This is a genomic window from Phormidesmis sp. 146-12 (genome assembly GCF_052939495.1).
The window spans coordinates 21,613-35,931 of sequence record NZ_JBJPHS010000071.1 but is presented as its reverse complement, the minus strand read 5'-3'; the positions used below and the strand labels follow the sequence as shown (position 1 = coordinate 35,931).

The following is a 14,319-nucleotide window of genomic DNA, read 5'->3' as shown; positions in this document are numbered from 1 at the left end:
GCCAAACTTTAGCTCAATCTGCTGACCTTGCTCAAAAATGGGCGAACCGTGAGTTTATAGTTGCAGTTAATGTGGGTTTGAGCGGATGGTTGTGGGTTAGTTGCAATTAATCTGGATTCAGTTGCAGTTAATTCGGGTTTGAGCTATCGGATAGTTGCAGTTAATTCGGGTTCAAAATCGCTATGATTGCGGGTTTGATGATTTATGATTGCGGGTCGCTACAAATAGACACCTACAACTCTGTAAGGCTTTGGGCGATCGCTTCAGCGACTTGCGGCAGTGTCTTGGCGCGAACTTCTGTGTAACGCTGATTTCCTGGCATAACCACCAGATTAGGGGCAGCAGAACAGCGTTTTACACATCCGGTTCGTTCGATCGTGACAAACTGTTCTAGATTGCGATCGCGAAGGAGTTGACCCAATGCCTCACAGAGTCCTTTCCCCCCTTTTTTCAAACATCCTGATTTTTGGCACACTAGTACCTTGATTTTAGGCTTGGGGTTGATTTTAGGCTCAGATGGAGACACTAGGCTGGAAGATGCAGGCACGACGGGAGTACAAGCTTTGAGTGGTGTAATCTGAGTTGCTTTTAGTTTGAGATCGTGAGCCGGGCGATCGAATTTGCCGATGCCTGTAACCTGAATAGATTCACCGGGCTGAAGCGACATTCCTACTGCCATCCGCACCGCCTTAGGAAGCTTGATCTGCAACTCTTCGGACAACACGCCAAGGCGTAAATACTTTAGCTTTCCCTCATGCTGGACAAAGCCCAAAAACTCGCCCTCGAACTTAAACTCCATGTGTTGGTGATCAAAGTCAACCATGATCTGATGTTCCTAAGTGATACGTCTAGCTTCTACAGTTTTCGGCAGTTTTATGGGATCTTCTAACCCAGCGATCGCCAGTTCCCAGCCATTTGCCAGGGTGAAGATCTTTTCACTGTTTGCTTCTATTTCGTTCACCACTTCTTCTTCCAAATCTTTTTTCGTCACATAGACGACCAGGTGTCCCGCAGCATTTCGACGGAGCATGACTTTCATTTGATTTCCTCAGCCAGTTCAAGTTCTTTTTTGCGACAGCCAACAATGTGCCCCGTTGTCATGAAATGTACTGCGTAGATGTAGGAGCTTTGTAGAAAGGTACCGATGCTGATGACATAGCCGACATCTCCTTTCTTGGCCAGGGTTGCCCCAATATCTTTGCCGGGAAACGTGCCGTCATTGCGAATCAGTTTGCGCGATCGCACCTTCTGACCAATCTCAAAGACGGGCGGGCTATCGATTTCAATTTCATCTGTTTGCATGGCTATATGACCTCATTGGGGGAACTAAACTTAAAAGCTCTTCAACGGTCAGGCTGCGCTTAACTTTGATTGCTTGATGTCGGGCAGCTTCTAGTAGCGATTGAGCTTCTTCAGCGTTGAGATGGATGCCCTGTTGTTGCAGCACACTTGAGACTAAATGCCGACCTGAATGTTTACCTACGACAAAGCGACGTTCCCATCCCACATCTTCTGGGGCAAACGGCTCATAAGTGACTGGATTTTGCAAAATGCCGTGGGCGTGAATTCCAGACTCGTGAGCAAAGGCATTTTCGCCAACGATCGCTTTCCAGGGGGGCACAGGACAATTAGAAGCTCTAGCAACCAGGCGAGAAAGTTCTAGCAGTCGTTTCGTATCAATGCCCGTTTGGATGCCATAGATGCGCTTCAATGCCATCACAACTTCCTCTAGGGCAGCATTGCCTGCTCGTTCGCCTAATCCATTGACGGTTGTATTCACGGATAGCGCTCCGGCTTGTATCCCCGCTAATGCATTCGCGCTGGCCAGTCCCAAATCGTTATGCGTGTGCATTTCAACTGGAATTGACAGGTGAGAAACAAGCTGACGAACTTTGTTGTGTGTGGTTAATGGATCAAGAATGCCAACGGTGTCACAAAAGCGAAACCGGAACGCGCCCCACTCTTGAGCAAACAGGGCAACATCAAGCAGAAAGGAGTCATCAGCCCTAGAAGCATCTTCACCGCCAACAGATACCGCCAAACCGCGATCGCAGGCAAAGTTAATCACATCTCGCAGGCGATCGAGCATGACCCGCCACTGTCCATGAAATTTTGCAGCAATTTGAATGGCTGAAACTGGAACAGAAATGTGAACCCGCTGTAATCCGCAATTTATTGAGGCTTGAATATCCGATAGGTTAGCCCGATTCCAGCCGAGGAGTTTTGCCTTTAATCCCAAGTGTGCGATCGCTCGAATGGCTTCGGCTTCTTCTTGTCCCATTGCAGGAATGCCGACTTCTAGTTCTTGTACCCCGATTGAATTAAGGAAGGTGGCGATCGCGATTTTTTCTTCAATATTGAAGGCAATCCCAGCAGCTTGTTCTCCGTCTCGCAAGGTTGTGTCGTTAATCTGAATGAGATGATTTTTCATCGTAAATTGTGATCTCTAATCAGTGAATTTTTGATGGAGATTGGATTCAGTAGACTAAAGACTGAGAATTGGAGACCTGGTTAAATGACAAATTTTCCTGGCGTTGAGACTACAAGAGCAAAATTCACCTTCGCAGACAATGGAATCCTGAGTAGGTTAGTCTACGAAGGTAGACTTCGTTCTAATAGGCACAAATTCCATTCACCAGCTTCTCTGTTCACGTTCCAGGCTCCAACCTCCAAAGTCAACTATTCAATCTACAGTCGGCTTACAAAAGCAAACGTCAGACTGTCTTCTGCTAGAAAATGCGCCAGATGGAAGGCTCGATCTTCGGTTTGTAATAGAAACTGCTCGTAAAGATAGCGAGTGGCACGATCGCCCACACTTTCTGCCTGGGATGCCTGCCGCCGCAGTAAATCAATCATAGTTTGCTCCGCTTGCAGGTTGTTTTCTACCATCTGCCGAGCCGCAAAACACCCATCTGGCTCCGGCGAGAAGCAGCACAATTCGGCCAGTTTGCCAAAGCTAGCAGCAGGGATACCTCCTAGTCCATTGAGTCGCTCACCAATTTGATGAACATAGTTCTGGACTTGCTCGTAGCTTTCAGAAAAGAACTCATGTAGTGAGTAAAATTCTGCACCTTCCACCACAAAATGGTGTTTTTGGTATTGCAGATAGAGTGCCTGAAAACTAGCAAGCGCAATGTTTAATCCTTCACAAACCGGAACAGTGACTTCTTGCCCTAGCCCGATCGGGTTGGTTTGAACTTGACCAAATTCTTGTACGAGTGCCTGTGTCATTTGAAAGACTCCTTGAGGTTAGTAAGTGTGAGTTTGGCAGTGAACTTGAATTGCTTTTTCAGTATTTGAAGTGAAAAAGACTGTTTTTGGGGAGACTGTGTTTTGGGAAGGTGAAACTTAATCAGTCTCCCAACATCGCTCTAGCCAGCTCACCATCTCTGGGCGAGAAGCCATAAACTGCTGCACCACACTTCGCAGTAGCAGAGCGCCCGTGCTGTTGTGGACTTCGACCCGCAGCGAACCATCTTCTGGGCACCAGCAAGGAATCATTAATTCCTGAAGGCGATGGTAGACCCGCCAGCGATCGATGCGAGACACCGCAACCACATGAGCCACAGAGCTATTGAGATTGGATGGGTGATCAATCTGGCTAGTGCCAGGGTTTGTAGGAGAAAGGGAGGACATTGAAGTTACCTCGATAGGGTTAGTGGGTGTAATGATTTTGAGTCAACAGTTGAATATGTTGTTCTAAAATTTCAAGGCGATCGCGTAGTGCCTTCATCGCATCTGCTTCAACATCGGGGACTTGCCCATGTTCTAGTGGACAGGTTTGAGTGTTGGTGCGACAAATATTGCGTCCAGGAACGCCTACAGCAGTGCAATGAGCAGGGACAGTTCGCAGTACGATCGATCCGGCTCCAATCCGGGCGTAGTCTCCAATGGGAATATTGCCCAAGATCTTTGCTCCAGCCCCGACAACAACATGCTGCCCCAGAGTTGGATGGCGTTTGCCTATTTCCTTGCCTGTCCCGCCTAGCGTCACTCCCTGGTAAATCAAGCAATAGTCGCCCACGACTGTGGTTTCCCCAATCACGACTCCCATGCCGTGGTCGATAAACACTCCTTTGCCGATCGCCGCCCCCGGATGAATCTCAATCCCTGTGAAAAAGCGGGTCAGGTGCGAAATGAAGCGAGGGATAAACATGACGTGGCGACGATAAAGCCAGTGGGCAAACCGATGGAGGACAATCGCGTGAAGCCCAGGGTAGCAGCACAGCACTTCTAGCCAATGCCCAGCCGCCGGGTCACGATCGAAGATAATGCGAAAATCTTCTTGTATCGATTGCCATACTGCGATCGGGAAGGGTATCGATGTAGCAGTACTCTTAATGGCTAGAGCATCCTGACTGGGGCTTGTTCTGAAATGCTCAGGGAGGGGGAGACAGCGTGAGGTAGAAAGAGGCTGCATTGCTTTCAGAGGGCAAACGGTGTTCTGTTCTCCTGCTTATATCAGGCAGAGAAAAGTAGGGCAGAATCCGCAACCCCAATCAGAGTTATTGAATTAATTAGCAATGTACTCAATCCCCAAACCCTAATCTAGTCAAGACTTTATTTTTTTTAGGGGTTGAGGGACTAGCATTTTTGAGATGGGGGACTGGTATTAATTGCAGCAGGAACAAGTATTTGAGTACTCACAGCAAAACTCAGCGCTCGTCAGGGTTGCAGAGAATTAACAACCCTAATTACTCACACCTGACTCTGTACTCAAATCAGCAGTTTTGTGGCAAACGCATTTTCTATAGTATAGTTCTGTCCAAGCTGAACAAAGCTAAAAAATGATTGCAGACATTCCTTTATTTTTTATTTGTTTTTAGAAAAGTGCTAACTTAAATACAGAATTAAATTCTGGATCTTGTTGAAGACCATCCTCAACAATTGGCTTTCAGTTTTTAGTTAAAAAGCTCATCCAGAAGCGATCGGCTTCCTCCTCCAACTCAGCTTTTGAGCCATCTTGAGGAGTGTTTTGAGTACAGGTCGGCCAGCCTAAAAAATGACCCCAAAAGACCTGGAAACATTGGTTTTACTAGGGTTTCAACTGAGTACAAAAAATACTACTACCCTCCTCAAAAAATACTCGTGCCCTCCCCAAAAAATACTCGTACCCCAACCCTAAAAAAACTTTGAGGGCTTGCTTGGCCTGGATTTGAGCGCTTGAGTACAGACTAATGATTTCAATAAATCTTACCGGGGACTGCTCAATCAGGCTGCTTTCGAGTGGTTGCTATAACGTTCACAACACCAATCACTCAAGTCTCTCAACCAGGAACACAGGTTCTTTCAACCCAAAACCAAGGTTTAGGTTTCTCGGCAAGAGACACAGTGAGAGGAAGATGCAGCTACACCACACTCTGGGAATAACGTCGAAATGAAGTTGCTTGCTACAGCATTGACATAGGGTTCCAACGTGAACGAATCAAAGCTTCTAGCCTGCATTGGTAGGTTGTCTGTACCCAGCAACTTCAATCGATTTCTTAGAGAAACGGAACAACTGTCTTTCTCAGTGGCCCTATCCACCTAGCCCTGCCGAAATGCAATGACACCCCCTCCTTCTCCAGGACTACTCTCTCCTCCAGAAACACAGCCCGCGACGGATATTGTCATCACCAAAAACACAGTGACTCAGACCAAGAGTGATAGCTGTGAGTGTAGTAGCAATCCCAGTGCCGCAACGACCCACGATCAACGAATGCTCGATCGCATCTCCAAACACCCTTGCTACAGCGAAGAAGCTCACCATCACTATGCTCGAATGCACGTTGCCGTTGCTCCTGCTTGCAATATTCAATGCAACTACTGTAATCGCAAATATGACTGTGCCAACGAAAGCCGTCCGGGTGTGGTGAGTGAGCTACTGACTCCTGAAGAAGCAGCCCATAAAGTACTGGTCATTGCAGGCAAGATTCCTCAAATGACGGTGTTAGGAATTGCGGGCCCTGGCGACCCTCTGGCAAATCCCGAAAAGACGTTTCGCACCTTTGAGCTAATTGCGGACAAAGCACCGGATATTAAACTATGTCTGTCTACTAATGGCTTGATGCTGCCGGATCATGTCGATAAGATCAAAGCCCTCAATGTTGATCACGTCACCATCACCATTAATATGGTAGACCCTGAAATCGGCACAAAGATTTACCCCTGGGTACACTATCGCCGCAAACGCTACAAAGGTCTGGAAGCCTCCCGCATTCTGCATGAGCGCCAAATGGAAGGCTTGCAGGCACTCAAAGAAGCCGACATTCTCTGTAAAGTCAACTCGGTGATGATTCCCGGCATTAATGATGAGCATCTGGTCGAAGTTGATCAAGAAATTCGCAAGCGGGGTGCGTTTCTGCACAACATCATGCCACTGATTTCCGCACCAGAACATGGCACTCACTTTGGGCTGACCGGACAGCGCGGACCCAACCCAAAAGAGCTGAAAAAGCTGCAAGATGAGTGTGCTGATAGCAACATGAAGATGATGCGCCACTGCCGCCAGTGTCGGGCGGATGCAGTCGGCTTACTAGGTGAAGATCGCAGTCAGGAATTCACCAAAGATAAGTTTATGGAAATGCCGGAACAGTATGACCTGGCACTGCGGCAGGAAGTTCATGCGGGCATTGAGCAATTTAAGGAAGACATCAAGCTGGCAAAAGCGAAAGTCAAGCCCAGTGAGCGTGTCAAAAACAGTCCCAAGATTTTAGTGGCAGTGGCAACTAAGGGCGGCGGGATTGTCAATCAGCACTTTGGTCACGCTAAAGAATTCCAAATCTTTGAAGTAGATGCCAACGAAGCGAAGTTTGTCGGACACCGCAAAATCGACCAATACTGTCAAGGCGGCTATGGCGAAGATGCCACGCTGGAACATGTGATTAAAGCGATCGCTGACTGCAAAGCGGTTCTCGTATCCAAAGTGGGTGAATGTCCGAAAGCAGAACTGAGGGAATCAGGATTGCAAGTAGTAGAAGCCTATGACGTGATTGAAAAGGTGGCTAGAGAGTTTTACGACCAGCACATTCAAGAGTTTTGAGTTTGAAGCCTGAACTTAACTTTTAACACTCAGACTCTGAAACCCCAACTTAAGGAGGTTGTTATGACCTACATGATCACCAGTCAGTGTATTGAATGTCATCGTTGTGAATCAACTTGCCCGACTGGGGCAATCACCCAAAATGAGCAACCGTATCAAATCAATTCTGAACGCTGTAACGATTGTGTGGGTCATTACTCTGTACCTCAGTGCTGGGCAGTTTGCCCCACCAATGGTGGATGTGTCCCAAACCTGGCAGTCTCCCCGCTCTTTGTAGAGCCATCTGACGACTACTGGGGCACTTGGTTTGATACTTACAACCGTCTGGTGTCAAGGCTAAAAGCCAACCAGCCCTCTGATTATTGGCAACGCTGGTTTGACACCTATTCACAAGCATTATCTCAACTAAAAACCGCTACTTCAGTGGGAGTCAACGCATGAGTGCAGTCATTTATCTCGATAACAACGCTACAACCCAGGTTGATCCCGAAGTGGTCGCCGCAATTTTGCCCTATCTCACTCAGTATTACGGCAATCCTTCCTCGATGCACAGCTTTGGGGGACAGGTCGGCAAAGCCTTAAAGCAAGCACGCGGTCAGGTTGCTACTCTATTAGGGGCTGAAGAATCTGAAATCATCTTCACTAGTTGTGGGACGGAAGGCAACAATACCGCGATTCGGGCCGCGATCGCTGCTCAACCCGATCGCAAACACCTGATCACCACCCAAGTCGAACATGCCTGTGTCTTAAATCTGTTCAAGCAGCTAGAAAAGCAGGGCTACACCGTAACTTACCTCTCAGTAGACCGTAAGGGTCAGTTAGACCTGATGGAGCTAGAAGCGGCGATTACGGGCAGTACAGCGCTGATTTCGACCATGTACGCCAACAACGAAACGGGGACAGTCTTCCCGATCGAGCAAATTGGAGCGATCGCCAAAGAATACGGAGCTGCTTTTCATGTCGATGCGGTTCAGGTTGCCGGAAAATTGCCCTTGAATATGAAAACCAGCACCATTGATCTGATGACGATTTCGGGTCATAAACTACACGCTCCCAAAGGGATTGGTGCCCTCTTTGTGCGACGGGGATTTCGCTTTCGTCCCTTGTTGATTGGGGGACACCAGGAGCGGGGACGCAGAGCCGGAACAGAAAATGTCGCTGGCATTGTTGCATTAGGCAAAGCCGCAGAACTAGCACAATTACACTTAGCAGAGGTTGCACAGGAAAAGAAACTGCGTGACCGCCTCGAAAAAGGGCTACTTGAGATTCCAAACACTGAAATTAATGGCGATCGTAAACATCGCCTACCCAACACCACCAACATTGGTTTCAAATATATCGAAGGTGAAGCGATCTTACTCTCTCTCGACCAGTACGGCATCTGTGCTTCCTCTGGTTCTGCTTGTACGTCTGGTTCCTTAGAGCCGTCTCACGTCTTACGAGCAATGGGCTTACCCTACACGACGCTGCATGGTTCCATCCGGTTTAGTCTTTCCCGACATACTACCGATGCTGAAGTCGATCGCGTTCTAGAAGTGATGCCCAACATTGTTCAACGCTTACGCGATCTATCTCCCTTTAACAATGATCAAGCCGAGTGGCTACAAGACCGCCAGGAAGCAACCGTCGGAGCTAGATAACTCATCAATCCCTCACTCTTCAGGAAACACCGCCATGTGGGACTACACCGAGAAAGTATTAGATTTGTTTTACAACCCTAAAAACCAGGGAGCGATCGCAGAGTCCGATGAATCCGGTATTGCAGTTGTGTTTGGCGAAGTGGGTAGTATTGCCTGTGGTGATGCTCTCAGACTGCACCTCAAAATTGAAGTTGAGGCGGACAAAATTCTGGATGCTCGGTTTCAGACCTTTGGGTGTACCAGCGCGATCGCTTCTTCTTCAGCCCTCACCGAACTGATTAAAGGCATCACCTTAGATCAAGCATTGAACATCAGTAACCGGGATATTGCCGAGTATTTATGTGGGCTACCAGAAGAAAAAATGCACTGTTCTGTCATGGGACAGGAAGCCCTAGAAGCTGCCATCTACAAGTATCGGGGCATTGAAATCGAACAGCATGAAGATGACGACGGCAAGCTGATTTGTAGTTGCTTTGGGGTGAGCGAAAACAGAATTCGTCGCGTGGTGATTGAGAACAATCTGACCACCGTAGAACAAGTAACTAGCTATGTGAAAGCAGGCGGTGGGTGTAGTTCTTGTGGCGCAGAAATTGAAGATCTGATTGCTGCCGTACAACAAGAGAAAGATCTTACGGCTGTCAGAGTTGCCGCAGAGATCGCGACGGCTCAGGCCCGCGTACTAACAACCGTACAAAAAATCAGCTTGATTCAAACCGTTTTACAAGAAGTTCGGCCTGTGCTGCTAGCGGATGGCGGTGATGTCGAACTCTATGACCTGGAAGGCGATGTGGTCAAAGTCCAGCTAAAAGGGGCTTGTGGCACCTGTGAAAGCAGCACCGCAACGCTGAAAAACGCGATCGAAGTCCGGTTACGCGAACGTGTTTTACCCAACCTGGTAGTTGAAGCAGTTTCATGAAACCTCTGACATTTTATCGTTTTCCAGTTGGGCGATCGCCCCCTGAGGCGATTGGTTCCAACTCCCTAGCCCAGCAGCGTCTCAAGCGCTGATCAACAACCCTCAGATTCTACAGGAGATCCTTCCATGACTGACGAAAGCATTAGACAGATAGCCTTCTATGGCAAAGGTGGAATTGGCAAATCTACGACCTCACAAAACACGATCGCAGGCATGGCCGAACTCGGTCAGCGCGTCATGATCGTCGGCTGTGATCCGAAAGCAGACTCCACCCGCTTGATGCTGCACAGCAAAGCCCAAACCAGCGTTCTACAACTGGCAGCCGAGCGAGGTGCAGTTGAAGACGTAGAACTCGAAGAAGTGTTGATGACTGGTTATCGCGATGTCCGCTGTGTTGAGTCAGGCGGTCCAGAACCCGGTGTTGGTTGCGCTGGACGGGGCATTATCACCGCCATCAACTTTCTCGAAGAAAATGGTGCGTATGAAGACCTCGATTTCATTTCTTACGATGTATTGGGTGACGTAGTTTGCGGTGGTTTTGCCATGCCCATCCGGGAAGGTAAAGCTCAAGAAATCTACATCGTAACCTCTGGTGAAATGATGGCGATGTATGCAGCCAACAACATTGCAAGAGGCGTTCTCAAGTATGCTCACTCCGGTGGTGTGCGTCTGGGTGGCTTGATTTGCAATAGCCGTAAGGTCGATCGAGAACTCGAACTGATCGAAACTCTGGCAAAACGGCTCAACACTCAAATGCTGCACTTTGTCCCCCGCGACAACATTGTTCAACATGCCGAGTTGCGCCGCATGACGGTAATTGAATACGCGCCTGACAGCCAACAAGCCGCAGAGTATCGCACCCTCGCCAACAAGATCATTGACAACAAAAATCTCACCATTCCCACCCCCATCACGATGGATGAACTGGAAGATCTGTTAGTCGAATTTGGCATCTTGGGCGGCGAAGAAGAGTACGAAAAGGCAATCAAAGAAGGCACCAAAGCTCCCGCTGGTATTGCCTAGTCCATGAGTGGAGGGGTGGTAGATGAATTGCTAGAGATGGGCTATTTATCCACGCCCTGACTCATTCACCTATCACTCCCCTACTCATCCACTCATCCTTTATCTAGAGAGGCAGAATATGACACCCCCAGAATTAGCGGCTCTCGAAGACACCGAAGCGTCAGCCGAACTTACAACTGCTGACAAAAAAGAGTTGATCAAAGAGGTTCTCGAAGTCTACCCCGATAAAGCCAAGAAAAAGCGGGAAAAGCACCTGAATGTTTTTGAGGAAGGCAAGTCTGATTGCGGCGTTAAATCCAATATTAAGTCGGTGCCTGGTTCAATGACCACTCGCGGCTGTGCCTATGCTGGCTCAAAAGGAGTAGTTTGGGGGCCGATCAAGGACATGATTCACATTAGCCACGGGCCAGTCGGCTGCGGCTATTACTCCTGGTCAGGTCGCCGCAACTACTACATTGGCACCACGGGCATTGACTCGTTTGGCACGATGCAGTTTACCTCTGACTTTCAGGAACGAGACATTGTGTTTGGCGGTGACAAAAAACTGGCCAAATTGATTACCGAACTAGATGAGCTATTCCCACTTAACCGGGGCGTTTCGATTCAATCTGAGTGCCCGATCGGTCTAATCGGCGATGACATTGAAGCGGTTGCCAAAAAAGCTTCCAAAGAAATCGGCAAAACGGTGGTTCCGGTGCGGTGTGAAGGCTTCCGGGGCGTGTCGCAATCCCTCGGACACCACATTGCTAATGATGCTGTACGCGATTGGGTGTTTCCGCAATACGACAAAGAAAAGAAAGCCGGAAACATTCCTGATGGCACTCAGTATGATGTTGCCATTATTGGAGACTACAACATTGGAGGAGATGCCTGGTCGAGCCGGATCTTACTCGAAGAAATTGGCCTGCGCATCGTCGCTCAATGGTCAGGCGATGGCACTCTGCACGAAATGATCAACACGCCGTCGGTGAAGTTGAATCTAGTTCACTGCTATCGATCGATGAACTACATTTCCCGCCACATGGAAGAGACTTACGGCATTCCCTGGCTGGAGTACAACTTCTTTGGCCCGACTCAGATTGCGGAGTCCTTGAGAACGATCGCTGCTAAATTCGATGAAACCATTCAAGCGAATGCAGAAGCCGTCATTGCCAAGTACGAAGCCCAAACTCAGGAAGTAATCGCCAAATATCGCCCCCGTTTGGAAGGTAAAACCGTTGCGCTGATGGTCGGAGGTCTGCGTCCCCGTCACGTGGTTCCCGCCTTCTACGATTTGGGAATGCGACTGATTGGCACAGGCTATGAATTTGGACATAACGACGACTACAAGCGCACCACTCACTATGTAGAAGATGGCACGCTGATCTATGACGATGTTTCTGCCTATGAGTTTGAGGAATTCATCAAAGAACTGAAGCCGGACTTAGTCGCTTCTGGCATTAAAGAGAAGTATGTCTTCCAAAAAATGGCGCTTCCCTTCCGTCAGATGCACTCCTGGGATTACTCCGGGCCCTACCACGGCTATGACGGATTTGCGATCTTTGCCCGCGACATGGATCTGGCGCTCAACAGCCCCACCTGGAGCTTGATTGGCGCACCGTGGAAAAAGGCTGAAGCGACGGCATAACGAGATGGGACGGGGGATGACATCATTTCTAACTCCCCCACTCCCATTCTAAACTTTTCCCTACTTCCAAACTTTGGAGAACACCCATCATGGCTCAAAACAACATCGATAAAATTAAAGATCACGCCGAGTTATTTCACCAAGACGAGTATCAGGAACTATTTGCTGCCAAGAAAGAGTTTGAAGGGGGACATGATCCCGATCTCGTAGCTCAAACCGCCGAATGGACAAAGACCTGGGAATATCGCGAGAAAAACTTTGCCCGTGAAGCACTCACCGTCAACCCTGCAAAAGCCTGTCAGCCTCTCGGTGCAATTTTGGCAGCCGTTGGGTTTGAAGGAACTCTGCCCTTTGTTCATGGGTCTCAGGGATGTGTGGCATACTTTCGATCGCACTTCACCCGCCACTTCAAAGAGCCTTTCTCAGCAGTTTCTTCGTCTATGACCGAAGATGCGGCAGTGTTTGGGGGACAAAACAACATGATTGATGGCTTGGCTAACAGCTATAGCCTCTACAAGCCCAAAATGATCGCCGTCTGCACAACCTGCATGGCAGAAGTGATTGGAGATGATCTACAAGCCTTCATCAACAATGCTAAGACTGCGGGTTCGGTGCCCCAAGAATTCCCAGTGCCCTATGCTCACACACCCAGCTTTGTCGGCTCTCACATCACGGGCTACGACAACATGATCAAGGGCATTCTGTCTAATCTGACCAAAGAGCAGAAAGCAGAAACCACCAACGGCAAGATCAACTTTATTCCTGGCTTTGAAACCTACATTGGCAACCTGCGAGAAGTCAAACGGATTGCGTCACTGTTGGGTGTCAACTATACCTTGTTGGCTGACAACTCCGATTATCTCGATTCGCCCAATGATGGAGAATACCACATGTATCAAGGCGGCACGACGCTAGAAGATGCCGCAGACTCGATCAATGCAGAAGCGACGATCGCTTTCCAGGCTTACTCCACCACCAAAACTCGCGAATATATTGAAAAAGACTGGAAACAGCCGACTTCGGTTGTTCGTCCAGTGGGTATTCGCGGCACTGATGAGTTTCTGATCAAGCTGTCTGCTCTCACAGGTCAGCCGATTCCCAAAGAACTAGAAGAAGAGCGGGGTCGGGCGGTCGATGCTCTCACCGATTCTCAAGCATGGCTACACGGTAAGCGAGTAGCGCTGTATGGCGACCCAGATCTGGTGATTGGACTAGTGCAGTTTCTACTAGAAATTGGCGCAGAACCTGTTCACATTGTCGTGAGCAATAGCAATGATGTGTTTGAAGCAGAACTACGATCGCTGCTCGACTCCAGTCCCTTTGGTGCAGGCGCAACCATTTGGGGCGGCAAAGATCTGTGGCATCTGCGATCGCTTCTATTTACCGAACCCGTAGACTTGCTAATCGGTAACTCCTACGGCAAGTACCTGTGGCGTGATACCCACACTCCTCTCGTGCGAATTGGCTATCCCATCTTCGATCGTCATCACCTGCACCGCTACAGCACCTACGGCTATCAGGGCGCAATCAACTTGTTGAATTGGATTGTAAACACCCTGCTAGATGAACTCGATCGCAACACCAACATTCCCTCGAAGACAGACATCTCCTTCGACCTGATTCGCTAACAAACCCTGGACGGGCGGGGCTACTAACTACGGCTGCGATCGCTCAATCAACCCGCCCCTCCCTTCACCCCCTATAGGTTGTTATGGCTACTTTCACCCCGCCCTCCGATCACCTCTGCCCGTCCTCACCTCCTCCGACTGCCCTTCTCGCTCCCATCCGTCGCTGGATCGATCGCATCGAAATTCATACCCCACGCCAAGCTCATTGGATTTGCAAACTCATTCCCTGCACCTGTCCCTTTGAACGTGAATTTACCTTGTTTGGGCACTTCTTCCACACGCCCCCGCTGTGTGAACTCAATCCCTTTTACAACGAGTTTGTTTTCCTCCGATTCCGCGCCCTCAGCTACCTCTCAGATGTTTGCGGCGAAGACGTTGAGAAGTACATTTGTTAGCTGTTAAGTAGAAGGGTTGAATTAATTGTAAAACGCCGAGAAAGACCCTCACCCCAACCCTCTCCCGCA

Annotated in this window: 15 protein-coding genes; 8 read left to right on the top strand and 7 right to left on the bottom strand. The window is 48.9% G+C overall.

Annotation, left to right across the window (positions count from 1 at the left end):
• Positions 1-232: 232 nt before the first annotated feature.
• From ACKFKF_RS24465 to cysE, 7 genes are all read right to left on the bottom strand, one after another.
• Entirely contained in the window at positions 233-823 is a 591-nt protein-coding gene (locus tag ACKFKF_RS24465) for a (2Fe-2S) ferredoxin domain-containing protein (RefSeq protein ID WP_446862303.1), read from the bottom strand.
• Positions 824-835: 12 nt separating this feature from the next.
• Positions 836-1,039 carry a putative nitrogen fixation protein NifT gene (gene nifT / locus ACKFKF_RS24460; RefSeq protein WP_446862302.1) on the bottom strand — a complete coding sequence of 68 codons (204 nt, stop codon included), beginning with the start codon at positions 1,037-1,039 and terminating at the stop codon, positions 836-838.
• Positions 1,036-1,302 (bottom strand): nitrogen fixation protein NifZ, encoded by a 267-nt coding sequence (locus ACKFKF_RS24455; protein WP_446862301.1) that lies wholly within the window; start codon positions 1,300-1,302, stop codon positions 1,036-1,038. Before ACKFKF_RS24455 ends, nifT begins: the two co-directional genes overlap by 4 nt.
• Complete coding sequence (gene nifV, locus ACKFKF_RS24450) at positions 1,289-2,431, bottom strand: homocitrate synthase (RefSeq protein WP_446870077.1); 1,143 nt, start codon at positions 2,429-2,431, stop codon at positions 1,289-1,291. Before nifV ends, ACKFKF_RS24455 begins: the two co-directional genes overlap by 14 nt.
• A gap of 257 nt (positions 2,432-2,688) precedes the next feature.
• A complete protein-coding gene (dpsA, locus tag ACKFKF_RS24445) occupies positions 2,689-3,231 on the bottom strand; it encodes a DNA starvation/stress protection protein DpsA (RefSeq protein ID WP_446862299.1) in 543 nt (180 codons plus the stop codon).
• Between the two features lie 117 nt (positions 3,232-3,348).
• The gene (locus tag ACKFKF_RS24440; protein WP_446870076.1) at positions 3,349-3,636 is read right to left on the bottom strand and encodes an Asr1405/Asl0597 family protein; all 288 of its coding nucleotides are present in this window, start codon (positions 3,634-3,636) and stop codon (positions 3,349-3,351) included.
• 19 nt (positions 3,637-3,655) lie between these two features.
• Complete coding sequence (gene cysE / locus ACKFKF_RS24435) at positions 3,656-4,420, bottom strand: serine O-acetyltransferase (protein ID WP_446870075.1); 765 nt, start codon at positions 4,418-4,420, stop codon at positions 3,656-3,658.
• Positions 4,421-5,545: 1,125 nt separating this feature from the next.
• Between cysE and nifB the strand changes: the two genes are divergently transcribed.
• The 8 genes from nifB (at position 5,546) to ACKFKF_RS24395 (ending at position 14,250) form a co-directional block, all read left to right on the top strand.
• On the top strand, positions 5,546-7,021 hold the full coding sequence (gene nifB, locus ACKFKF_RS24430; RefSeq protein ID WP_446870074.1) for a nitrogenase cofactor biosynthesis protein NifB: 1,476 nt from the start codon (positions 5,546-5,548) through the stop codon (positions 7,019-7,021).
• A gap of 63 nt (positions 7,022-7,084) precedes the next feature.
• Positions 7,085-7,462: a 4Fe-4S binding protein gene (locus tag ACKFKF_RS24425; RefSeq protein ID WP_446870073.1), complete on the top strand. Its 378-nt coding sequence runs from the start codon at positions 7,085-7,087 to the stop codon at positions 7,460-7,462.
• Entirely contained in the window at positions 7,459-8,661 is a 1,203-nt protein-coding gene (nifS, locus tag ACKFKF_RS24420) for a cysteine desulfurase NifS (RefSeq protein WP_446870072.1), read from the top strand. Before ACKFKF_RS24425 ends, nifS begins: the two co-directional genes overlap by 4 nt.
• A gap of 34 nt (positions 8,662-8,695) precedes the next feature.
• Complete coding sequence (gene nifU / locus ACKFKF_RS24415; RefSeq protein WP_446870071.1) at positions 8,696-9,577, top strand: Fe-S cluster assembly protein NifU; 882 nt, start codon at positions 8,696-8,698, stop codon at positions 9,575-9,577.
• Between the two features lie 126 nt (positions 9,578-9,703).
• Positions 9,704-10,600, top strand: coding sequence for a nitrogenase iron protein (nifH, locus tag ACKFKF_RS24410; RefSeq protein ID WP_446870070.1), 897 nt, complete (start codon positions 9,704-9,706; stop codon positions 10,598-10,600).
• A 118-nt stretch (positions 10,601-10,718) separates the two neighbouring features.
• Positions 10,719-12,227 (top strand): nitrogenase molybdenum-iron protein alpha chain, encoded by a 1,509-nt coding sequence (gene nifD / locus ACKFKF_RS24405; RefSeq protein ID WP_446870069.1) that lies wholly within the window; start codon positions 10,719-10,721, stop codon positions 12,225-12,227.
• 89 nt (positions 12,228-12,316) lie between these two features.
• Positions 12,317-13,855 (top strand): nitrogenase molybdenum-iron protein subunit beta, encoded by a 1,539-nt coding sequence (nifK, locus tag ACKFKF_RS24400; protein WP_446870068.1) that lies wholly within the window; start codon positions 12,317-12,319, stop codon positions 13,853-13,855.
• A gap of 83 nt (positions 13,856-13,938) precedes the next feature.
• A complete protein-coding gene (locus ACKFKF_RS24395) occupies positions 13,939-14,250 on the top strand; it encodes a Mo-dependent nitrogenase C-terminal domain-containing protein (RefSeq protein ID WP_446870067.1) in 312 nt (103 codons plus the stop codon).
• Positions 14,251-14,319: the final 69 nt, after the last annotated feature.

Coding starts and splice junctions, on each gene's coding strand:
- ACKFKF_RS24465 (WP_446862303.1), bottom strand. CDS start 823: ATGGTTGACTTTGATCACCAACACATGGAGTTTAAGTTCGAGGGCGAG.
- nifT (WP_446862302.1), bottom strand. CDS start 1,039: ATGAAAGTCATGCTCCGTCGAAATGCTGCGGGACACCTGGTCGTCTAT.
- ACKFKF_RS24455 (WP_446862301.1), bottom strand. CDS start 1,302: ATGCAAACAGATGAAATTGAAATCGATAGCCCGCCCGTCTTTGAGATT.
- nifV (WP_446870077.1), bottom strand. CDS start 2,431: ATGAAAAATCATCTCATTCAGATTAACGACACAACCTTGCGAGACGGA.
- dpsA (WP_446862299.1), bottom strand. CDS start 3,231: ATGACACAGGCACTCGTACAAGAATTTGGTCAAGTTCAAACCAACCCG.
- ACKFKF_RS24440 (WP_446870076.1), bottom strand. CDS start 3,636: ATGTCCTCCCTTTCTCCTACAAACCCTGGCACTAGCCAGATTGATCAC.
- cysE (WP_446870075.1), bottom strand. CDS start 4,420: ATGCAGCCTCTTTCTACCTCACGCTGTCTCCCCCTCCCTGAGCATTTC.
- nifB (WP_446870074.1), top strand. CDS start 5,546: ATGACACCCCCTCCTTCTCCAGGACTACTCTCTCCTCCAGAAACACAG.
- ACKFKF_RS24425 (WP_446870073.1), top strand. CDS start 7,085: ATGACCTACATGATCACCAGTCAGTGTATTGAATGTCATCGTTGTGAA.
- nifS (WP_446870072.1), top strand. CDS start 7,459: ATGAGTGCAGTCATTTATCTCGATAACAACGCTACAACCCAGGTTGAT.
- nifU (WP_446870071.1), top strand. CDS start 8,696: ATGTGGGACTACACCGAGAAAGTATTAGATTTGTTTTACAACCCTAAA.
- nifH (WP_446870070.1), top strand. CDS start 9,704: ATGACTGACGAAAGCATTAGACAGATAGCCTTCTATGGCAAAGGTGGA.
- nifD (WP_446870069.1), top strand. CDS start 10,719: ATGACACCCCCAGAATTAGCGGCTCTCGAAGACACCGAAGCGTCAGCC.
- nifK (WP_446870068.1), top strand. CDS start 12,317: ATGGCTCAAAACAACATCGATAAAATTAAAGATCACGCCGAGTTATTT.
- ACKFKF_RS24395 (WP_446870067.1), top strand. CDS start 13,939: ATGGCTACTTTCACCCCGCCCTCCGATCACCTCTGCCCGTCCTCACCT.